This window comes from Rheinheimera aquimaris, assembly GCF_020531985.1.
GTDB classification, from domain to species: Bacteria; Pseudomonadota; Gammaproteobacteria; order Enterobacterales; family Alteromonadaceae; genus Alishewanella; species Alishewanella aquimaris.
On record NZ_JAJAVQ010000003.1, the window covers coordinates 77,714 to 99,069 of the forward strand.

Here is a 21,356-nt window from a genome sequence, read left to right on the forward strand (position 1 = left end):
ATATTATTGTTATCATTGCATGTTGCCGAATGTAGCAGCGTGCCTGATAGCTGTCACGCAAAAATCACTCACTTTTCTGCCCAATCAATACCTTACGCCGCCAACGCTGGGCCTTTTCGGCTACCGTGTTCTGCACGATTTTGCGGCTTTTGCGCGGAAATACCACCACCGGACGCGAGATCAACAGGTTATTCGGATACACCACCTGCTCGTTATCCTTGGTACGCAGTACAGTGCTGAACAAATTAATTTCAACAATGCGGCCTTCAAGGTAATTGCCACCGTCAATCACCCTTACTTCCATGCCTTCGGCAAAGGCTTTTTGCCCCAGCAAAATAAAGAAAGCGGTAATGTTACTGAGCAGGCTCCAGGCAGCAAACAGCGCCACGCCGACAACGGCAATCATTGACGAGGCCAGAACCAATAAGCCACGGATATCCACGCCCCAGACCACACTCAGCACCACAATAAGTGCCAGCACCAGCAGAATATGCAGTACCACTGCAGCGCGTTTATTCATTTCAGCTTTAAGCCGGCTGTGCGCAATCACCTGATACAGCAGCGGCATTACCCGCCGGCTGATAATAAAATACAGAATAATAACCGACACGCTGATGATCAGCTGCACCGTAACAGGGCTAAAGTGCCGGACAAACTGCTGACTGTATTCAAAAAAAGACAAAGTATTTACTCCGGTATTGCGGGGTTAATCCAGATCATTAAGCGGCCAGCGCACGATAAAATCTTCAAAATCGTCCATATTTACCTGCAATTCTGAAATTGTTTTGTTACGTACCGACATTTGTTTTTTATGCATCAGGCTTTTTTTACCGCCGTTTAACAGCGGGTGCCAGTGCGGTAAACCCCGGCCTTCATGCAAACGCCGGTACGCACAGCTGGTTGGCATAAAGAAAATATCTTTTAAATTTTCTTTGGTCAGTGCAATGCAATCCGGTACCAACACAGTGCGCTGGCTGTACTCGGTGCATTCGCACTTATGGCTGTTCAGGTAACGACAGGCGATATTGGTGTAATGCACCTGTTCGTCCTGGTGCAGCACGGCCGTTGGCCCTTCTTCTTCATCATCATCGATAAACTTATTCAGGCAGCATTTGGCGCAGCCATCACACAGCGCCTCCCACTCTTCTTTGTTCATCTGTTCAAGTGGTGTGGTTTCCCAGTAACGTTCTGCAAGTGCCATGCTTAGTTTACTCTGCTGTTAACAGTAAAAAGATCGGCCAGCTGCAGTTGCAGCGTATCACCGCTGTGCAGTGGCCCGACGCCCGCCGGCGTGCCGGTCAGCACTATGTCACCCGGCAGCAGCGTAAAGTGGCTGCTCATTTCGCTGATAAGCTGATGTATACCGCGGATCATGCTGGCGGTATTACCTTGCTGGCGCGTTTCGCCATTAACCTGCAGCGTAAACGCCAGTTGCTGCGCATTGCTAATCCGGCTTTTTTCAACAAAAGCTGCCACCGGGCAAGCGCCATCAAAGCCTTTAGCTATCTCCCAGGGCCTGCCTAGCTTTTTAAGCTCAGCCTGTACCTCGCGCAGCGTTAAATCAAGCGCCAGGCTGTAGCCCCAGATAGCATCAGCGACCTCTGCAATACTGGCGTTTTTCAGCGTTTTGCCAATTAATACCGCAAGCTCGGTTTCGTTATGCACCGCCCCTTTGCCAGACGGAATAGTAAAGCCAGGTGTAAGGCTACACAGTGCAGTCGCAGGTTTGATAAAAAACAATGCTTCAGGCGCTGTTTTACTCTGCATCTCGGCAATATGGTCCTGATAATTCTGACCGATACAAACCACTTTGCCGACCGGCAGCGCTATGCTGTTGCCATCTATATCAAGATGTTGATACGCCATATCAGGACTCCGCCGCAACGATAAGGTCGGCCAGATAACCTACGCTGGTAACAAAGTAGTAAGACTTGTTCCAGTGCATCAGCACTTTGTAGTTGTCGTACGCCAGAAATGCCCGGCCGCTGTCGCCATCGGGTAAAATCAGCGCTGCGCTTATATCAACCGCCGGCAAAGCAGTGCCGTTTAACCGTTGTAAGCCCAAAGCATTCCAGTCTGACAAGCTGCGCTCTGACTGCGCCCAACGTCCCAGCCATTCGCTACGCTGCAGGCTGCCACGGGCAATGGCCTGGCTGAAATCAAAATTCTTTGGCAGCAGCACTTCACGGCCCCAGGTTTTATTATTATCCCAGCCCTGCTGTTTCAGATAGTTTGCAATAGAGGCAAACACATCCAGCTGATTGGTCCAGATATCTTTTTTGCCATCGCCGTCACCATCCTGCGCGTAGGCCATAAAAGAGCTTGGCATAAACTGGCTTTGTCCCATGGCACCGGCCCAGGAGCCTTTCATATCATTCAGGCTGATATGGCCTTGCGCCAGAATATCCAGCGCCTGGTAAAACTCGGCTTTAAAAAAGGCTTCACGCCGGCCTTCATAGGCCAATGTCACTAAGGCTGATGGTACTGAGTAGGAGCCCATAATACGGCCAAAGCTACTCTCAAGCCCCCACAGTGCGACAATAAAACGTGGCTGCACACCGTATTTTTCGCCTATTTTGGTCAGTTCCGGCAAATACTGCTGATAGCGCTCGCGCGCCATTTTTATGCGGGTTTCGCTGACTCTTTTCGGCAAATAGGTACTTAAGGTCTCCACAAACTCGGGCTGTGACTTATCAGCGCTGACCACACGTTCATGAAACTGCAGTGATGAAAACACCTCATCAAGCAGCTGTGGCGCATAACCTTTAGCCAGCGCCTCCTGCTTTAAGGTAGCGGTGTAATCGGCAAAAGCGGGTTTGGTATCATCGGCAAAAACAGCAGTACTGAATATGGCCGCAGTGGTAATAGCAATCAGCGTTCTAAACATAAAAAGGCCTGTTGATGATGAAAATACTAATAAAATCAGCGCTGAAGCGCTTTGTGCTGTGCCAGCAAATCTTCTGGCGGTGGCGGCAGCTGTAAGTAAAAACCCTGCTGTTGCAACTGCTGCTTCACTCTATCGATATCAGCCAGCGCCAGATGTTCCCGTTTTTCTAAATTAATAACGGTTACCAGCTCGGGTTTACCAAAGGTATCGAGCAATGCCTGCGGCACTGCCGAGAAGTCATCCCGCTGCTTAACATACAAATAGGTACTGTCTTTTTTCCGGCTTTTATACACTGCACACAGCATCGAATAAAACCACGCCTCAACCTTGCTTAACGAAGGCCTAAACTATAACATGAAGCCTTGTTATTGCGTACCCGCCAGCAGGCGGCAACGCAAATAAAAGCGCGGTCTGGCAAGGCCTGAACCGCACCCGCGACAAATTATAATAAGTGCGCAAAGAATTAGTTATGTCAGATCAGACTTTGGAACTCAAAGGGAGCTTATTCCCTTTATCGGTACTCTCCTGCCCGGACCTCAGTGTCAGTGCCCTGCAAACTCAATTAAGCCAGAAACTCGCGCAGGCGCCGGCGTTTTTTTATCAGGCGCCTATTATTCTTAACCTTACAGACTGCCAGCAAACACCTGATTTTATTGCGATAAAGCAACTATTTACTGAGTTGAAACTGGTACTGGTTGGCGTTTGTGGCGCCAGCAGCACGTTAAAACAGCAAGCACAACAAGCCGGTTTAGCTGCGCTGCAACTGGGTAAAGACAGCAAAGCAGCTGCGGTAGCTGCCGCCCCGGCCAGCAAAGCGGCCCCTGCGGTGAATACAGTAAGTGTGGCGATGGACAGCAAAGTGGTTGAACAGGCGGTGCGCTCTGGCCAGCAGATTTATGCCAAAGGCACTGACCTTATTGTTAAAGGCACGGTCGGTGCAGGCGCCGAAGTGATTGCCGATGGCAATATCCATATCTACGGTACACTGCGTGGTAAGGCAATAGCCGGTGCCGCCGGTGACAGCAGCAAACGAATTTATTGTTATAACCTGCAGGCCGAGCTGGTATCTATTGCCGGCAACTACTGGCTAAGCGAAAGCCTGCAAGGTGAGTTTTGGAGCAAGTCAGCCTGCGTTAAGCTGCAGGACGACCAACTGGTATTAGCAGAATTAGTATAAGGAATTTTTGATGGCAAAGATTATTGTTGTCACGTCAGGTAAAGGCGGTGTAGGCAAAACCACCTCCAGCGCAGCTATCGGTACAGGTTTAGCATTAAAAGGCCACAAAACCGTTATTATCGACTTCGACATTGGCCTGCGTAATTTAGATTTGATCATGGGCTGCGAGCGCCGCGTGGTGTATGACTTCGTTAACGTAATTAACGGCGAAGCCAATTTAAAACAAACGCTGATCAAAGATAAACGTACCGACAACCTGTTTATTCTGCCGGCGTCACAAACCCGTGACAAAGATGCATTAACCAAAGACGGTGTAGAACGAGTTCTGAACGAGCTGGCTAAAGACTTCGATTTTATTCTGTGTGACTCACCAGCCGGTATTGAAGCCGGTGCCATGATGGCACTGTACTTTGCCGATGAAGCCGTAGTAGTCACTAACCCTGAAGTGTCATCAGTACGCGACTCTGACCGCATTCTGGGTATGTTATCCAGCAAATCACGCCGCGCTGAACAGGGCCTGGACGCGATTAAAGAGCACCTGCTGCTTACGCGTTATAACCCGGAGCGGGTAGAAAAAGGCGAGATGTTAAGTGTAGATGACGTAAAAGAGATCCTGTCTATTGATTTGCTCGGCGTCATTCCAGAGTCGCAAGCCGTGCTAAACGCCTCTAACTCCGGCCAGCCGGTTATTCTGGATGCCGAAAGCGACGCTGGTCAGGCATACCTTGATACAGTCGATCGCTTGTTGGGCGAAAAAGTACCCTTCCGCTTTTTAACTGTGGAGAAAAAGGGCCTGTTAAAACGGATATTTGGAGGATAACGGATGTCATTACTGGATTATTTTCGTTCAAACAAGAAAAACAGCGCCAACACCGCTAAAGAGCGGCTGCAAATTATTGTCGCGCATGAACGCAGAAAGCGTAACAGCCCGGATTACCTGCCGCAGCTGGAGCGCGATATTCTCGAAGTGATCCGTAAATACGTGGATATTTCACCCGAGCAAATTGCCGTATCGCTGGAAAAACGCGACGACGAACTGTCGGTGCTGGAGCTAAACGTTACCTTCCCGGAAGATAAGCGCTAAGCTGAGTCAACAAACCCGCAACTGCGGGTTTGTTATTTTTGCCCATCCCCGTACAAATACCTTAAATACAAACTATGCAGCAATTCATCTTTTCAACACTCTATAGTGTTGGCATCTTAGTCGTGGTGGTATTTGCCATGGCCGTGTCGACCAAACTGTCATCACTCACTCTGGCAACGCCTCTTTGGTACCTTATTGGCGCATTTCTATTAGTGATGTTCAGCTACTGGCAATACAGCAGTTGGGGCTTACGCCGCTTTCAACGCTTTAACATAGTGCGACTGCACCAGTGGGCACAGCGGTTATCTGGCCTAGCGGCAATTGTTTTTGGCTGCCTCGCCTTACTAACTGCCATACTGATGCAAAGGGCTGGTACTTACACTGATGAACAAACCTTTGCCGCGATATATCCGTTTTTATTATTTATGGCAATGTGCTCAGCCATCTTCAGTGTCGGCAGATTAAGGCATTGAATCTATGGGGGCAGTGAATCAATGACTCTGACCCTATTGATGCTAAAAAATTATCGCGCTTGCTAAGGCTATGAATGTCAAAGCCTTAGCACCTAAACTATCCGCGTGCAAAGATCTAAATTTTTCAATGAGCTCCGACACACTCACTCTCCTCAGTAATACCTTGAAAAATAACCTCTCAGTAGTTATACCAATAACTACACATATAACTTCGCCAAGTTCCTGACTGTTGATCCACGTTGGGATCAATTCTCTTCAAATTAATAGACGGTTTTGAAATCGACTCTTCCGGCCCATTCATTTGTCTCATAAGCTCTTGATCTAGGACATACCATTCCTCGCCATAACGCAGCAGCTGGCCAGAATATAATGATCTCGTTTCTCCAGCGCCTGGGATAGCAACTACAGACTGCCAGCCATATTGCTTTGCATGTAGCAACTTGCCGATAGTATCGAGTTGTTTAAACTGCTGATATCTTTGCCCATGGACATGACTTCTCTCTGCACCAGAACCATAAGGCAAAGTCTGACAGCTATAGCTGGGGAAACGCGCTTCCAGCAGCCAGGTCGCTTCGTTTCCCTCACCCCATTCATGCTGAACACCATATAGTTCGCGAGGATCTGTTTGATCTTTTTGCTCCATCGCCGTCCAAAGTTCTAGCACTGACAAAGACTGTAGATGCGCTCTTTCATCATGAAAACGCTCAAATTTTTGCCAGTGCTCTGACCCGAGCTTTGCTGATACAGGCGTAAAAGCTGTGCCGCTGAAGTTATGGCGAGTGCAAGCACTCAGCTGCTCACGCGGAGTAGTGTTTAGAATTTCCAGCATTGCATTACACATTGCAGGCTCTTTGTTAGAAACTAATTTGAATGTAGGCAAGGGTTCTGGCTGGCCATTTAATTCAGTGAGCCGGGCCGTGTAAGCTTTGGTTAAACATTCAACTGTGTCGCAGCGATTGCGAACCTTAGTAATCCAGCGCTGCTGCAATTCATCCAGATTGACTAAACAGTTTTTTAAACACAGTTCATCTTGATTGCTTCTTGCCTTTAAAGATCTCCATAAACTGTTGTTGTGGTAAGCCACAGCCAACTGCTTATCGAGTTGCATCAAAGCATCATCAGAGCAAATCATCGTCTCGGCCTTAGAAGCTGGCTCGCTGCAATTCAGCTCTGACATAAATTTTTTTAAATTGATCACATCAACCCGTCGTTGCCTTTGCTCACTACTCACCTGCCAATAAGCCACTGCAGCTACCGCAACCCCACTTATCAGCACGACTATGCCAACCGCTGCTTTCCAATTAAATTTCATTAAAACCCCTGCATTGTATAAGCTCTGAATACCTCGTCGCTCCCTTACCCCTTCATCCACCGCTTTAATCACCGGCGACAATAAAAACTCTATAATCCGCCGCTGGCTGGTTGTATATAAAAGGTAATTATTCTGCCTGTTGTTGTACTGATACCTGCTGCGTGGAAACTTTCAAATGTTGCTTTAAAAAACTATCCATCGCTTTAAAGGTGCCCAGCCGGTGGCTGTTGGTGCTGAGGTAATGGTCGCCATCTTCCAGCTCGACATATTGCACGTCTTTATCTTTGCGTTTTAGCGCCTTATACATAGCCTCACTTTGTTTTACCGGCACACTGCGATCTTTGGTGCCGTGTATTAGTAACACCGGTACCTGAATTTTATCGGCGTGCGTCAGCGGCGAGCGCTGCTCCAGCAGGTCAAAATCGTCACCAATTTGCTTTTTAACCACTTCATAGTTAATAAAACGCCGGTATGATTTCACCAGATCTTCAACGTCGGTAACACCGGCGAAACTGACCACACACTGATAAAGCTCAGGGGTTTTAACAGCGCCCATCAGCGCTGCGTAACCACCATAGCTGGCACCGACAATACAAATACGGCCTGGGTCAGCTATACCTTTTTCAATTAACCAGCGGGTGCCGTCTTCTACGTCATCCTGCATTTGCAAGCCCCAGCCCTGTAGCCCCATTTGCTTAAAATCAAAGCCGTAGCCGTGCGAGCCGCGAAAATTCATCTGCAACACCGCATAACCCCGGTTGGCAAAAAACTGTGTCCAGTAGTCAAAGCCTTCATCATCAAAGCTAATCGGGCCGCCATGCGGAAATATAATGGTAGGTAAAACACCGGTTTGGTAACCCAAAGGTGTTGTCAGGTAACCCTCTATTGCCAGTCCATCACGGGCTTTGTACTGAATTTTCTGTTTAGCAACCATCTGCTCCGGGTCAAGCTGGCTGAATTTATTCAGCAAAAAAGTCATCGATTTTTCTTTGCGATCGCCAAGCAAATAACTACCCGGCTGCGTAGCGCTACTGGATTCAATAATGTAGCGGTTCCTATCATGGCTCATGCTGACAATGCGGTTATCCGCATCGGGTAAGGCCGCATCTACTGCTTTTTGAAATGCCTGGTAAGTGCTGTCTACATATTCTTCGCCTATCGCGATGATTTTATTGTCCTGCCATGAGTAGCTGATATCAGCCGGCACATCGTAGTTTTCATCGGCTTTAACCAGTTCTAATGTGGGCTGCGCAGCCGATAGATCGGTTTTAAATATCGCCAGCTTACCTTCGTGGTAGGCTGACACATATAAAATGTTCGGATCAGCATCGAAGCCTATAGGCCAGACTTCCTGTTCTGTGAATATGTCAAACTGCCATAAGGTACGAAACTCTTTAGTGTCGAGCATTTTCTCCTGCACTTCATAGCGGGTATCGTCACGAAACAACGCAATGCGGGGCCGGTGTTGGCGGTCTGCCACCCAGTCGTACAGATCTTTGCGTGCATGCGCGACCATTTCATGCAGTTCGCCATTCAAACTTACCTTTACCACACTGGTGCCGGTACCGTAGCTAAAGCCGTCCAGCGCCAGCAAAAAATTGTGTTCATCATCGGGCATTAAATCGACAATATTGGACTGAAACTGCGGTGTACGTACCAGCTTGCGTTGCAACTGGCCATTGATAACACTGCGGTTCTTGCCGGTTTCAACATCGATCACCATTAACCGGGTTTCCGTTACCGGTGTGCCGTAACGATGTGATGCATAAGCTGCGCGCATTAGCAGCTGTTTATTGTTTGCCCATATTACGGAGTAAATGGTCAGGTCGCGGCTGTCTGCTTTAACCAAAAACTTCTGCTCGCCACTTTGTAAATCAAATAACTTTACCAGCACTAATTGCTCATTCTCGGTGTCCAGCGTTTGGATCATCGACAATTTGGTACCATCGGGAGACAGCTTAAGCTTGTCTATTGCTGGTGCACTGGTAAAAGCCTCAACCGGTAATTCCTTAGCTTGAAGAGGAATACAAAGTACTGCGCTAAGCAGCAGAGCGTATACTGCGGACAACTTCATTGTTAACGTTCCTGTTATCATTATTTTTGCCGCGAAAAAGTAGCAAGATTATGAATAACTGGCAAAGTATTTCACTATGGTTAACATAAATATTCGCAAAAACACAAAGCCCGCGTTTGCGGGCTTTAACTTAACAGGACCTTCTGTTATTCGAATACTTAAGGCTGGACAAAGTCGTCCATTAAAATGAGGCCAACATCTGCTGTTAACCCGACACCATCGCGGGCGATAGCGGTGTAAATGCTGTTTGCCTCAAGCATTAACGCTACCGGACCAATGGCTGCGGTTTTACTGCCGGCTGGCGTTACTGTGACCACGTAGTCCCCCGCGGCCAGCGAGACATAGCCGGTTTCAGCTTTAAAAGGCACATCAGCAAAGGCCGGTGTTGCCGCGCTGATATCTTCTGTTGCGGTAACATAAATATCAACGTTACCGGCTAAGGTTGAGCCATGCACGATACGCACCTGCGCTTCTGTCGCTATGCGACGCGGCATATCAGATAACACCAGCGGCTCTATACTGTTCTCGCCCAAAGCGCCGACTGCCAGTACGCTGTAATACGCACCGGCATCCAGCATCAGGTCTTCATCTATAACAACCACACTGTTATCGGCATCAGCAGCCACTTTCACATTGTAGGTATCAGGCGCCACAGCTACGTAAGGTGTAAAATCCGGGAAGGCTAACGCATCCACCAGCGTAATAGCATCATTGACGATAACATCCACTGCCGGTGCATCAGATACATTGTGCACCACTCTTACTGAGGATGTCGCATTGCCATCGAGAATAGCCATTTCAGTGCCATCCTGCGCTACAGCGAGTAAGGATACCGGTGACTCACCAGAGTATTGGCTGTCTATCGCTGCGACAACCAAATCAGTCCCAGCGGTACTTAAGTCTAAGGTTCCACTGTCAAACACCACGGTATTAGTGCCAGGCAAGGTAATACGCACCTGATACTGGGCAGGGTCAACTTCCACGTAATCGGTAAAGTCTTTAAACATTAATGTTGCAAGCGGCGAGCCCAGCTCTGCATCCGGTGCCGTTACATGCACGTCAACCTCTGGCGCACCGGCTGCGGCATGGACAACCTGCAAGCGAATTTTACCGCTGCTAACGTCGGCCGTGGTGCCCGGCACAACCAGCGCTTCGAGTGAGTCATCCATCACTTTGCCCACGGCAAATACGGTGTAACGTTTTGCCTCTTCCAGGCTTAAATCGATTGGGCCGATAACAGTTGCGGTGTCATCACCCGGCAGAAGTGCCTCTGCGGCGATACTGTAAGTGGCAGGCGGCAGCTCCAGCACGTCAGACGCCTGTGCAAAAGCAAGATCAGTGATAACCGCATCGCCGTTGGCCAGAATGTTCACGTCTGGCGCGTCGATAACGGCATGCACTACCTGAACGGTAGCATCTTCAACAGCGGGAGGTTCAGGAGTTGGGGCCGGATCATCATCATCGTCTAACCAGCATCCGGTTAAAGAAAGTGCCAATACTGCAGGTAAAGCAAAGTGTTTTATCTTAAGCATTGTTATAACCCTTCAGTTAAAAGTTGCTGAAGTGTTACGCCAGACTAAAACAGCAGGATCATTGCGTTTAAATGACAAAATTAGAACAAAAAGGCCAACAAAAAGCACTGATCCAAGCTCAGTGCATTAACGTAAGGCGGCGCTACCGGCTGATATGGGCTGGCTGCGGCAGGAATGGGACCAAATGACGCTGACGCCAGCCAGTCAGATACTCTGGCACCGGCAATTGCTGACGTTCCTCATCCGACACCCGCCAGCACCAGTTCAGGTATTCGTTGAGCTGGCGCTTAACAGACATAAATTCAGCCGGTATTGCTAACGCCTCAGCGGCAGTTTTCACTGCTTTTGTCAGCTCGTTTACGGTTTCTTTATAACCGGCGAAGCTGTCGTTGTGATAAAAGCGCTGCGGGCACTGTGACAACGGCAACTCTTTGGCCTGGGTGATAATATCAACCAATAGCTTAGCGTGGCGGCGCACATCACGTGGTGGCATGCCCGGAATGTTCATCAGGCTTTCTGCCGTGGATGGCCGGCGTTTGGCAAGTTCAATAAGGTGGATATCTTTTAAAATGAGCCCCAGTGCCAAATCACGCTGCTGCGCATAGCTGTAGCGCCAGGCCGCCAGCTCGCGCAGTACCGCCAGCTCACGTGGGCTGAGCTGCCAGCTGTTTTTGATTTCCAGATACTTAAACGCCAATGGCAGCTGTTGTTCACGCCGGCGCATGAGTTGCGCGCCTTCAAGTAACAATAGCTGCTGCTGCATGTCACTCATGTGAGACAGTAATTTGTCGTATAACGGATACAAAAAATGCACATCGTTTGCAGCATATTGTAATTGCGTTGCCGTTAGCGGCCGCGCCAGCCAGTCAGTACGGGATTCACTTTTATCCAGCACTTCACCACTTAGCTGCTCGACCAGACGGGCATACCCCATGCTGCTGCCCCAGCCAATCAGCTCGGCAGCCAACTGAGTGTCAAACAGCGGGTTAATATCGATAACCCCAATAGTTGCCAGCGCTTCTATGTCTTCACTGCATGAGTGCAGTAGCTTCACTATGCGGTTGTCTGACATCAACTGCACAAAAGGTGTCCAGTCGGTAATCTCAAGTGGGTCAACCAGCGCCAGAGCGGCGCCGTCAAACATCTGGATCAGGCCAAGCTTGGGCGCCAGCGTGCTTTGACGGATAAATTCTGTATCCAGTGCCAGCACTTTGCGCTGTGCGGCCCTCTGACAATAAGCTGCCAATGCCGCGTTGTCGGTTATCAACCCTGTCATCTGTTACCTGTATTACTCTGGTAATGAAAATATACTGCAAACAAAAGCCGGCATCAGAGCCGGCTTTTGTTCTATTGCGTGTTAACCGCGAAGTTCACGCCGCAAAATTTTACCAACATTGGTTTTTGGCAATTCTGTGCGGAATTCTACCAGTTTTGGTACTTTATAGCCCGTTAAATGTTGCCGGCAATGTTGGATGATCTCCTGCTCAGTGAGGCTGGCATCTTTTTTCACGATAAACAGTTTTACCGCTTCACCTGTGGCTTCATTTGGCACGCCAACAGCTGCAACCTCAAGCACTTTGTCATGCATGGCGACAACTTCTTCAATTTCATTCGGGTACACGTTAAAGCCAGACACCAGAATCATGTCTTTTTTACGGTCAACGATATAAAAGAAGCCCTCTTCGTCCATACGGGCGATATCGCCGGTATACAACCAGCCGTCTTTTAGCACTTTCGCGGTTTCTTCCGGACGGTTCAGATAACCCAGCATGACCTGTGGCCCTTTTACCAGCATCTCGCCCGGCTCACCCGGCGGCACTTCGTTACCGTCATCATCAACCAGTTTGATATCAGTGGAGGGTGCAGGTAAACCAATACTACCGTTGTAACCGTCAATATCGTATGGGCTTACCGTTACCAACGGGCAGCATTCTGTCAGGCCGTAGCCCTCAAGTAAGCGGGTACCGGTTACTTTCTGCCAGCGCTCTGCAACAGGGCGCTGTACCGCCATACCGCCACCAATAGAAGCTTTTAAGCCACTGAAGTCTAACTGAGCAAAACCAGGGGTATTCAGCAGGCCATTATACAGCGTGTTTACACCGGTAAAGATGGTGAAATGAAATTTGCTCAGCTCTTTGACGAAGCCTTTCATATCGCGCGGGTTTGTAATAAGCAGATTTGTTGCGCCATATTTGAAAAAGGTAAAGAAGTTCGCGGTTAACGCAAAGATATGATACAGCGGCAATGCAGTGACAACCTGTTCTGCCCCTTTTTGCAGTAACTTATCCAGACAGCCACTGACCTGCTCCAGGTTACCCACCATATTACGATGCGTTAGCATGGCACCTTTAGACACACCTGTGGTACCGCCGGTATATTGCAAAAAGGCGATGTCACTGCCCTGCAATTCTGGCTTACGGTAATTACAGGTAGCGCCTTTCTCCAGCGCGCTGTTAAAGCGAACAAACTTACTCAGGTTATACGCTGGAACCAGCTTTTTAATATGTTTGACAACCAGATTAACTATTGTGCCTTTAAGCGTGCCAAGACGGTCACCCATTTTGGTCAGAATAATATGATCCAGCTTTACTTTGCTTGCTATCGCAGCCAGCGTGTGGGCAAAATTATCCACTATCACTATGGCTTTCGCTTTCGAATCGTTTAACTGATGTTCCAGTTCTCGCGGGGTGTACAGCGGGTTGACGTTCACGACAACACAACCAGCGCGTAATATCCCCATTAAGGCGATAGGATATTGCAGCAAGTTTGGCATCATAATGGCAACAGCGTCACCTTTTTTCAGCCCCAACTCAGTCTGTAAATAAGCCGCAAAAGCGGTACTTTGTTTATCCAGCTCGCGGTAACTGATGCTTTTACCCATATTGATAAAAGCGGTTTTGTCCGGGTATTGGGCGATGCTTTGTTCAAAAATATCCAGTAATGACGGGTAATGATCAGCGTTAATTTCTGCGGGTACGCCTGACGGGTAACGTTTTATCCAAACTCTATCCACCGCCCTCTCCTCTTGTCTAAGGTTATTATTTTATAGATATAAAACCACCTGCACGCAATCTGTTGTTGCGCTTAATTGCTGTGGTGGCTTCATTGGAGTTTTTACTCTAACGGCTAATCATCCCATAATTGCCGGCGTTGCACAATTAGCGCTGTTTATTGCTCCGGTTTAATAAACTTTAATGTCATACGGTCACTTTCACCGATTTTCAGATATTCTGCTTTGTTATAGTTACCCATAGCCAGTGTCGGCGGCAACGCATAAACCCCTTTCGGGTAATTTTTGGTATCTGCCGGGTTAGCATTAAGCTCGCTGCTTTCCATTAATGTAAAACCTGCCAGCTCTGCGGCCTCTATCACATAAGACTCATCCAGATAACCTTCTACTGCAGAGCTTGAAATATCAGACAATCTGGCGGCACGATGCTCGACCATACCCAGGATGCCGCCTGGCTTCAATGCCGCGAAAATACTTTGTAAAGTGGCAAACAAGTTACCGTCTTCATTCCAGATATGCGCATTGCGAAATGTCAGCACCATGTCATATTGCTCATTTTGCTGCGGATAAAACAGTGGCGGGTCGAGCTCAATCATGTCAGGCGTGCCAAAGTATTCAGCATTGTCAGCTATACGCTGCGCCAACCGCTCACTAACCCGCGCCCAAAAAATACTGCGGTCGTCTTTCAGTGAACCGTCGTTATGGCGAAACTGCGCCAATGTCAGCTTTCCCTGTTCTTTTAAAAACGGCGCCAGTATTTCGGTGTACCAGCCATGCCCTGGCCAGATTTCCAGTACAGACATGTCTGGTTTAATACCAAAAAACTGCAACGTTTGTGCAGGATGACGGTACTCATTACGTTGGATATGTTCAGCGCTGCGCTGCGCTGACTCAGCCAGTTGCTGAAACTCTGTAGACTGGGCGGCAGTATCTGCCACCGAAGAGAACGCTATACAGCTAAACAATAAAGATAACACCACTGTCTTTCTTGTAGTAATAATTGACATACTTCAAACCTTTATAAGTGCTGGCAATACTAATAGGCAGCGAAACTGCCATATATATTAACTAATGCTTCGAGTATTCAGTTTTAATTCAGTTCCCTGCACAGTTAATTTAGCCGCCTTGCATGCATAATTCAAAACAGAACATTGAGCCTGTTATACTGCCGCTTCATCGACATCCGTTTGTCACAGCTACGCTATAAAGTACACTAGCAGCTAATAACATCAAGCCCTATTAAGGTAAACCTGTATGCGCCGACATTTGTTATCGTTATCTTTGTTGTTTACACCGGTTGTAGCTCTGGCCGCACCGAAGAACATTATTTATATGATTGGTGATGGTATGGGCCCGGCGTATCTGTCGGCGTATCGTTACTATAGTGACGATACCAGTACCAAAACGGTGGAAAACACGATTTTCGATGAGTTGTGGCAAGGGGTGGCCAGTACCTACCCTGATGACGATACCTACGTTACTGACTCTGCAGCAGGCGCTACAGCACTGGCAACAGGTGTGAAAAGCTACAATGGTGCCATATCGGTAAACCGCCAGCACATTCCTATCGGCACTATGATGCAGCTGGCGAAAAGGCTGGGCAAAGCCAATGGCATAGTGGCCAGTTCACAAATTAACCATGCCACACCGGCCTCTTTTTTGGCACATAACAAAAGCCGTCGTAACTATAATGAAATAGCCGACATGTTTCTGGACTACCGCATTAATGGCATGCCGGTTGCGGATCTGATGTTAGGTGGTGGTACGGATTACTTTATCCGTAACGGCCGTGATTTGGTTAGTGAATTCAAAGAGCTGGGTTTTCAATACACTGACAGCTGGCAACAGCTGGACACCCTGACTAAAACACCGGCACTGGCGTTACTGGCAGAAACAGCGTTACCTGCGGCACTTAACAGCAAGCAGGATAAGCAACTGGCCACGCTGACCGAGAAAGCATTACAGCTGCTGACACCCGCCGAGAAAGGCTTCGTACTGATGGTTGAAGGCAGCCAGATTGACTGGTGTGGCCATGATAATGATATCGCTTGCGCTATGGCTGAAATGAACGACTTCGCCAAAGCCATAGCAGTTGCCAAAGCCTATGTGGATAACCACCCGGATACCTTACTGGTCATTACAGCAGATCACGAGACTGGCGGTTTATCCCTTGGCGCCGCAGGTGAATATAAGTGGCTGCCTGACGTAGTGAAACAAGTTAAAGCGACCGGTCGCAGTATTGCGAAGCAGTTAAAACAAGCCGGCTCAGATCAGGATGCCCTAGCACTGTGGTCAGATTTGACCTCTATTAGTCTTAACGATGCCGAAAAAGCAGAGCTGTTAAGTACACGTAAGCAAGACGAAGACACTCTGCGTAAATTATCCAACAAACTGGTGGCCAAATATTCGTTCACTGGCTGGACAACCGGTGGTCACACAGCGATTGATGTGGCGGTGCTGGCCTATGGTAAAGACGCAAAAAACTTTGCCGGCTTTCAGGACAACACCCATATTGCGAAAAAGCTGATCCAATATATTCAGCAGACTAAATAAACTTAGCTAGCTGACGCTAAAACTACTGCGCCGCTATTAACTGGCGGCGCAGCTTTGGTGCACTGGTATCAGGATGCAGCCAGATATCAAAAAAAGCGCTGCCGAAGTTAGCATCTGTCAGCGTTCCGGTTTCTTCACCATTAAAGTAAAATATCACGCTCCCGTCAGCTTGCAGCAGCGCCGATAAGGTGTCGCCTTCTTTTACATCCTGCCACACACTTTGTAGCTGCCCGGCCCACTGCTGTTGCTGTTGTTCACTGCTCCGCCCGAGTTTACGCCATTCATCGATCGTCGCATCAATAAACTGCTGCTTACTGATGTCACGCTTGTATGTCAGTGCTAACAGTAAAGGTGAACTTTGCCGGTAGCTTTCAAAAGTACCGCTTTCGCTCGCCAGCCGGGCATCATACAGCTGCCAGAACAGATAGCGATATGTGCCCTCACCAACAGTTTTAAGCTCTGGCAGAGCGTAACTATTCACAGTAAACAGCAACACTATCGCCCCACTAAGCTGTTTCAACATATAGCCTCCGGCTTTGGCCTAATAAGATGGCAATGAGTGCCCAGACAACTATCAGGCAGACGGCAGACCACATGCCTGACGGAAACTGCAAGGCGCCACCACTGAGCGCCGCCCCACTGTAATAAGACAAGGGCCCGCCGCTTGCTCCCAGTATGGCGGCAAGCCAGGGCGGGGTAAGTACGCTGGCCATAAACTCAACTGACGCAAGCGCAAAGATGGCCCACAGGGCTATAAACCACAGCGGCAACCCCATGAGCTCAACGCCTTGTGCGCTGAGAAACTGCAATATATTGCACTGGATTAACAGAGCATCAATACACAGCCCGATAAGCAGAATAATGAGTACTGCCAGGCGCTGTCTTAATGTCAGGCACCAGAGGCCATAACACCAATACATTGCAACCGGCACTAACGCCAGGTTCTGCCAGAAAATCAGTGCAAACCAACCTAGCTGAAAACCTATCAGTGCCCGCCAGTTAAAACCTGTTGCAATGCTCACTGTTTCATCCTCTGCGCGACTTTATTGCGTAAGCCATAAGGCAACATAGACAGCAGCTTTAACATAAAACTTAAACGCAACGGAAAGCGCAGCCGTGTTTTCCCTTGCTGTAAGCCGTTATAAATACGCTTTGCTGCCTCTTGTACCGGCAGTAAAAATGGCATGGTAAAATCATTTTTTTGGGTCAGCGGCGTATCGACAAAGCCGGGTTCAATCAAATGCACACTGATGCCACTGCCTGCAAGATCGAGCCGCAAGGTGTCGGCAAAATAACTGGTCGCAGCCTTACTGGCCCCATATGCCTGAGATTTGGTGAAAGGGAAAAAATGTGCCATAGAGCTGACAATTGCCAGCTTCGGCGCTAAAGACGCTTTTAGCAGCGGCATAAAATATTTAGTGCTACTTACCACCGCCTGAAAGTTAATCGCGAAGGTTCTGTCAAAAGCAGTTAAATCCAGATCGTTAACATCGACGTATTCGCAGGTACCGGCATTTAGCAGCAGCAGATCCAGCACGACGCCCTCTGCGTGTAAACGCTCAGCACATGAACGAAGTGCATCCCGGTCAGTCAGATCAAGTACAACGGCATGAATAGCGCCCTGTTGGCGCCTCAGCTCATCCAGCTTATCTTTTGAACGCGCCACCGCGTATACTGTCCAGCCTTGCGCCGCGTAATAAAGCGCCAGCTCCCGGCCAATGCCGGAACTGGCTCCGGTAATTAAGCAGGTAGAATTCATAAAAGCCCCTCAACAATACGACGTTGTTAAGGTTACGGTTGTACTAGCAGATTGGATTTATTCAGGCGTAAAGATCGACACCCAGCAAGGATTGTACTTCACTGCGGCGCTGCTCGTTGGCCTGGCTTTGATAGGCATCTATTGCCTGTTGGCTGCGCCTGTCGGTAGCGGCGCGGAAATTAGCTTGCTGACGCCGTTCATCGTCCAGCCGGTCGATAACGGCAGAGCTGGCCCGGACACCGCGCCCTTGTGGCAATTCCGTAGTTTGCTCGTTACGCAGCTGGGCACGGCGAGGCTCAGTGCCGTTAAAAACGGTACTGATACTTTGCGTTGCATTAGCAGCAGAATTGATATTCAGTGTCATAGCACACTTTCCGGACGAACTTAGCGCTAATTATAACCAGCACAGCCAACAAACCAAGTATTTTTATTTGCCGGGCAGTTTCTGCCAGGTCACTTCATCTCTTACATATACCGGTTCAGCGTGCTCCGCTGCAATAAAAGCACCGCTGGCCAAAGCCGGTAATGCAAGCGTAAGCATGTCCTGCGCCGAGGGATACAAAATATCATTGGCAATGCTGACGTGCTGCAGCGCAGATAATTGCCGGGCGTAAGTTTGCCAGCCGGTGCCAACCCCCATTACCGGGCCACTTAAGCTAAAAGCACTAAGTGCATCAGGTTTTATCGCTACCTCTTCACTTTGTGCCTGCATCAGGGCATTGCTCAAGGTATCGTTCAGTGCAAACCGGGCGATATACACTTCTGCCATCCGGGCATCTATCGCCGCAATGACATGAGTGGCGCTGTGTAACCGTGCTGCAGCTTGCGCCATCGCCGCCAAAGTAGATACGCCATACACCGGTATATCAGCACCAAAAGCCAGCCCCTGAGTAACCCCGACACCGATACGCACGCCGGTAAAACTGCCCGGCCCGCGGCCAAATACAATACCATCGAGCTGAGCCAGGCCGACACCGGCTTCGCTCAGCAGTTGCTGTACCATCGGCAGAATACGTTTACTGTGCTGCTGCGGGCAAACCTCATCCAGCGTCAGTATCTCACTGCCCAGCTGCAAAGCTACAGAGCACGCTTCAGTAGAGGTATCTAGGGCAAGTAGTTTGCTATTTGCTTTGGTCAACGTCATTGTCCTGTTTTATCTGTTGTAAAAAGTTTACCGCCTCATCGAGCGAGCGGGTGCGGCGCATCGGCGGCAAACTGGTTAAAAATACCTCGCCGTAAGGTTTGGTAACCAGACGGTTATCACAAATGACCATAACGCCTCGGTCGGTCACATCGCGGATCAGCCGTCCGACCCCTTGCTTTAAAGTGATCACCGCTTGCGGTAGCTGTACTTTGGCAAAAGGGTCCTCACCACGTAAGGCGCAGTCTTCACTACGGGCTTGCAATAATGGCTCGTCAGGCGAGGCAAACGGCAGCTTGTCGATAATCACGCAGCTGAGAGCATCACCACGCACATCCACACCTTCCCAGAAACTACCAGTGCCCAGCAGCACAGCATTATCCAAAGTGACAAACTGTTCCAGCAACAGGCGCTTACCTGTGCTGCCCTGCACTAATACCGGTTGGCGCACTAAATCCGGTAATTGTTTCGCAACCAATTGCAGCATACGATGGCTGGTAAACAGGAAAAAGCAGCGCCCGTTATTCGCTTCTACCAAGCGCACTGCAATTTGCAGCAGCTGGCGCGCCATGCCCTGCTCATGCGGCTCGCTCATATACCTGGGTACGCACAGCATCGCCTGTTCACTGTAATTAAACGGGCTTTGCAACAACAACGTTTTTGCACGGGTTAAACCCATTTGCATAGTGTAATGTGTAAAGCCGTTATTCACAGACAAGGTGGCTGATGTAAAGATCCAGCTGCGCTCATTTTCAGCAACAATAGTGCTGAATTTATCTGCGATACTTAAAGGCGTCAGATGCAAATTAACGTGCAGGCGGGTTGTTTCATACCACAAACTAACGCCGCTTTGCTGCATATCCATTAATTTCAGTAACCTGGCCTTACACAGCGCTAAACGTTCAAAGGCGTTATCAATCAGATCGCTACGACCAAGGCTGCTTTTCATGACCAGATACAGCATATCGATTGCTTCACTGACACGGTTCAGCGCAGTTTGCATTGCCGCTTGCTGATAGGCCTCGCGCCAGTTACCACGCGCTGGATCTGTGGCAAACTGCAGCCGCCAGTCTTTAACCAGTTGCGCTACTTTATCTGCTGTTTTTGCCAGTTGCGGATGATCACGCAGTTCGCTTTTGCAGGCAATATCAATATCGCGGCACAGGTCGAGCAGTAAGCGGCTTGAAACATTCTCACCAAAATAGTCACTGGCGATATCTGGCAGCTGATGGGCTTCATCAAAAATAATGACATCCATCTGCGGTAGCAATTCGCCAAAGCCGGTGTCTTTTAATGCCAAATCGGCGAAGAACAAGTGATGGTTTACTACCACCAAATCAGCAGCCTGTGCCTTTTTACGCGCCTTTAGTAAATGACAATCTTCGTACACCGGACAGTCTTTACCCAGACAATTGTCGGTAGTACTGGTGACATAAGGCAACGCCTTAGAGTCTTCGGCAATGTAGGTCAGCTCACCGATATCACCGCTTTGGGTCTCGGCAGACCACTTTTTGATTAGGCTCAGATCCTGGATCAGCTGCTCATCCTGCAGCGGCACATGATTATAATGCTGCTCTAACCGGAACAAACATAAATAGTTGCTGCGCCCTTTTAACAGTGCCAATTGCAATGGGCTGGCCAGAGCCTTAACCACCTTAGGCAGATCGCGAAAATACAACTGTTCCTGCAGATTTTTGGTGCCGGTAGATAATACAACTTTTTTGCCGCTTAGCAGCGCCGGAACCAGATAAGCGTAGGTTTTACCGGTGCCGGTGCCGGCTTCGACCACCAAAGCCCCTGGGTGCTCAATCACATCAGCTACCGCCTGCGCCATTTGTAACTGGGCATCACGGGCATTAAAGCCGGCAATGTGTTTTGCTAAGGCGCCACCAGAGGCAAAAGCACTCGTTACCTGCTTAAGCATAACAGCTCAGGTATGATCGAATAAAAGCGGTGATAAATAACAAAGACAACAGATAGCAACCGGCAGAAAAAACAGGCCGCTATTATGCCTCAACAACGGCGGATTTCAGACAAAAATATCCAGATGACCATCTTTATCAACATGCTGCTCATCTTCGGGTGTGGTATAGGGGGCATCGGGGTATTCATCCTGACGACGGTCACGCTTACGCTGTGGCCGCTGCAAAATCAGGTATTTCTGCTCGTGCGGTTTAACCGGGCTCAGCCGTGCCTCTTTAAATACTGGCACAACCTGTTTCGGATCGGGTTCCACCGGCGAGCCGGGTACACGCTGAACAAAGGGCATAAAAGCATCCATCACACTCTCCTGCAGTTACTTCCTCTTATCGGCAACAGAGCGGTAAGCTTTAACGCCCTGTTAACGATAAGAG

Annotated in this window: 23 protein-coding genes; 5 read left to right on the forward strand and 18 right to left on the reverse strand. The window is 48.9% G+C overall.

Going from position 1 to position 21,356, the window contains the following annotated elements; all coding sequences use genetic code 11:
- Nucleotides 1-64: 64 nt before the first annotated feature.
- Genes LHL18_RS09425 through LHL18_RS09445 form a run of 5 tightly spaced genes read right to left on the reverse strand, consistent with a single transcriptional unit; the run spans nucleotide 65 to nucleotide 3,180 of the window.
- Nucleotides 65-682 carry a mechanosensitive ion channel domain-containing protein gene (locus LHL18_RS09425; RefSeq protein WP_226766860.1) on the reverse strand — a complete coding sequence of 206 codons (618 nt, stop codon included), beginning with the start codon at nucleotides 680-682 and terminating at the stop codon, nucleotides 65-67.
- A gap of 24 nt (nucleotides 683-706) precedes the next feature.
- A complete protein-coding gene (locus LHL18_RS09430) occupies nucleotides 707-1,201 on the reverse strand; it encodes a YcgN family cysteine cluster protein (RefSeq protein ID WP_226766862.1) in 495 nt (164 codons plus the stop codon).
- A 2-nt stretch (nucleotides 1,202-1,203) separates the two neighbouring features.
- The gene (locus tag LHL18_RS09435) at nucleotides 1,204-1,866 is read right to left on the reverse strand and encodes a fumarylacetoacetate hydrolase family protein (protein ID WP_226766864.1); all 663 of its coding nucleotides are present in this window, start codon (nucleotides 1,864-1,866) and stop codon (nucleotides 1,204-1,206) included.
- Between the two features lies 1 nt (nucleotide 1,867).
- The gene (locus LHL18_RS09440; RefSeq protein ID WP_134055990.1) at nucleotides 1,868-2,887 is read right to left on the reverse strand and encodes a lytic murein transglycosylase; all 1,020 of its coding nucleotides are present in this window, start codon (nucleotides 2,885-2,887) and stop codon (nucleotides 1,868-1,870) included.
- Between the two features lie 35 nt (nucleotides 2,888-2,922).
- The gene (locus LHL18_RS09445) at nucleotides 2,923-3,180 is read right to left on the reverse strand and encodes a YcgL domain-containing protein (RefSeq protein WP_319004170.1); all 258 of its coding nucleotides are present in this window, start codon (nucleotides 3,178-3,180) and stop codon (nucleotides 2,923-2,925) included.
- 176 nt (nucleotides 3,181-3,356) lie between these two features.
- Between LHL18_RS09445 and minC the strand changes: the two genes are divergently transcribed.
- From minC to LHL18_RS09465, 4 genes are all read left to right on the forward strand, one after another.
- Nucleotides 3,357-4,064, forward strand: a complete 708-nt coding sequence (gene minC / locus LHL18_RS09450) for a septum site-determining protein MinC (protein WP_226766866.1) — start codon at nucleotides 3,357-3,359, stop codon at nucleotides 4,062-4,064.
- Nucleotides 4,065-4,074: 10 nt separating this feature from the next.
- Entirely contained in the window at nucleotides 4,075-4,884 is an 810-nt protein-coding gene (gene minD / locus LHL18_RS09455; protein WP_134055996.1) for a septum site-determining protein MinD, read from the forward strand.
- A 3-nt stretch (nucleotides 4,885-4,887) separates the two neighbouring features.
- Complete coding sequence (gene minE / locus LHL18_RS09460; protein WP_134055998.1) at nucleotides 4,888-5,148, forward strand: cell division topological specificity factor MinE; 261 nt, start codon at nucleotides 4,888-4,890, stop codon at nucleotides 5,146-5,148.
- Between the two features lie 74 nt (nucleotides 5,149-5,222).
- Nucleotides 5,223-5,621 (forward strand): hypothetical protein, encoded by a 399-nt coding sequence (locus tag LHL18_RS09465; RefSeq protein WP_226766867.1) that lies wholly within the window; start codon nucleotides 5,223-5,225, stop codon nucleotides 5,619-5,621.
- 178 nt (nucleotides 5,622-5,799) lie between these two features.
- On the opposite strand, the gene LHL18_RS09470 is transcribed toward LHL18_RS09465, so the two are convergent.
- From LHL18_RS09470 to LHL18_RS09495, 6 genes are all read right to left on the reverse strand, one after another.
- Nucleotides 5,800-6,933, reverse strand: a complete 1,134-nt coding sequence (locus tag LHL18_RS09470) for a lysozyme inhibitor LprI family protein (RefSeq protein WP_226766868.1) — start codon at nucleotides 6,931-6,933, stop codon at nucleotides 5,800-5,802.
- A gap of 127 nt (nucleotides 6,934-7,060) precedes the next feature.
- A complete protein-coding gene (locus LHL18_RS09475) occupies nucleotides 7,061-9,007 on the reverse strand; it encodes an alpha/beta hydrolase family protein (RefSeq protein ID WP_226766870.1) in 1,947 nt (648 codons plus the stop codon).
- A 158-nt stretch (nucleotides 9,008-9,165) separates the two neighbouring features.
- On the reverse strand, nucleotides 9,166-10,539 hold the full coding sequence (locus tag LHL18_RS09480) for a DUF4397 domain-containing protein (RefSeq protein ID WP_226766871.1): 1,374 nt from the start codon (nucleotides 10,537-10,539) through the stop codon (nucleotides 9,166-9,168).
- A 142-nt stretch (nucleotides 10,540-10,681) separates the two neighbouring features.
- A complete protein-coding gene (rnd, locus tag LHL18_RS09485) occupies nucleotides 10,682-11,815 on the reverse strand; it encodes a ribonuclease D (protein WP_226766872.1) in 1,134 nt (377 codons plus the stop codon).
- Nucleotides 11,816-11,896: 81 nt separating this feature from the next.
- Nucleotides 11,897-13,552, reverse strand: a complete 1,656-nt coding sequence (fadD, locus tag LHL18_RS09490; RefSeq protein ID WP_226766874.1) for a long-chain-fatty-acid--CoA ligase FadD — start codon at nucleotides 13,550-13,552, stop codon at nucleotides 11,897-11,899.
- A 155-nt stretch (nucleotides 13,553-13,707) separates the two neighbouring features.
- A complete protein-coding gene (locus LHL18_RS09495; protein WP_226766876.1) occupies nucleotides 13,708-14,556 on the reverse strand; it encodes a class I SAM-dependent methyltransferase in 849 nt (282 codons plus the stop codon).
- A 247-nt stretch (nucleotides 14,557-14,803) separates the two neighbouring features.
- On the opposite strand from LHL18_RS09495, the gene LHL18_RS09500 reads away from it, so the two are divergent.
- The gene (locus LHL18_RS09500; RefSeq protein WP_226766878.1) at nucleotides 14,804-16,102 is read left to right on the forward strand and encodes an alkaline phosphatase; all 1,299 of its coding nucleotides are present in this window, start codon (nucleotides 14,804-14,806) and stop codon (nucleotides 16,100-16,102) included.
- A 22-nt stretch (nucleotides 16,103-16,124) separates the two neighbouring features.
- Here the strand turns inward: LHL18_RS09500 and LHL18_RS09505 are convergent, their stop codons facing one another.
- The 7 genes from LHL18_RS09505 to LHL18_RS09535 all read right to left on the reverse strand — a co-directional run bounded on the left by LHL18_RS09505 (nucleotide 16,125) and on the right by LHL18_RS09535 (nucleotide 21,283).
- Nucleotides 16,125-16,625 (reverse strand): chalcone isomerase family protein, encoded by a 501-nt coding sequence (locus tag LHL18_RS09505; protein ID WP_226766880.1) that lies wholly within the window; start codon nucleotides 16,623-16,625, stop codon nucleotides 16,125-16,127.
- The gene (locus LHL18_RS09510; protein WP_226766882.1) at nucleotides 16,609-17,124 is read right to left on the reverse strand and encodes a DUF2878 family protein; all 516 of its coding nucleotides are present in this window, start codon (nucleotides 17,122-17,124) and stop codon (nucleotides 16,609-16,611) included. The genes LHL18_RS09505 and LHL18_RS09510 overlap by 17 nt, the downstream gene beginning before the upstream one ends.
- A complete protein-coding gene (locus LHL18_RS09515) occupies nucleotides 17,121-17,861 on the reverse strand; it encodes an SDR family NAD(P)-dependent oxidoreductase (RefSeq protein WP_226766883.1) in 741 nt (246 codons plus the stop codon). The genes LHL18_RS09510 and LHL18_RS09515 overlap by 4 nt, the downstream gene beginning before the upstream one ends.
- Before the next feature lie 61 nt (nucleotides 17,862-17,922).
- On the reverse strand, nucleotides 17,923-18,225 hold the full coding sequence (locus tag LHL18_RS09520) for a hypothetical protein (RefSeq protein WP_226766885.1): 303 nt from the start codon (nucleotides 18,223-18,225) through the stop codon (nucleotides 17,923-17,925).
- Between the two features lie 63 nt (nucleotides 18,226-18,288).
- A complete protein-coding gene (gene tsaB / locus LHL18_RS09525) occupies nucleotides 18,289-18,999 on the reverse strand; it encodes a tRNA (adenosine(37)-N6)-threonylcarbamoyltransferase complex dimerization subunit type 1 TsaB (RefSeq protein WP_343834826.1) in 711 nt (236 codons plus the stop codon).
- Entirely contained in the window at nucleotides 18,983-20,926 is a 1,944-nt protein-coding gene (locus tag LHL18_RS09530; protein ID WP_226766889.1) for an ATP-dependent DNA helicase, read from the reverse strand. The genes tsaB and LHL18_RS09530 overlap by 17 nt, the downstream gene beginning before the upstream one ends.
- 105 nt (nucleotides 20,927-21,031) lie before the next feature.
- Complete coding sequence (locus tag LHL18_RS09535; RefSeq protein WP_134056020.1) at nucleotides 21,032-21,283, reverse strand: hypothetical protein; 252 nt, start codon at nucleotides 21,281-21,283, stop codon at nucleotides 21,032-21,034.
- Between the last annotated feature and the right edge of the window lie 73 nt (nucleotides 21,284-21,356).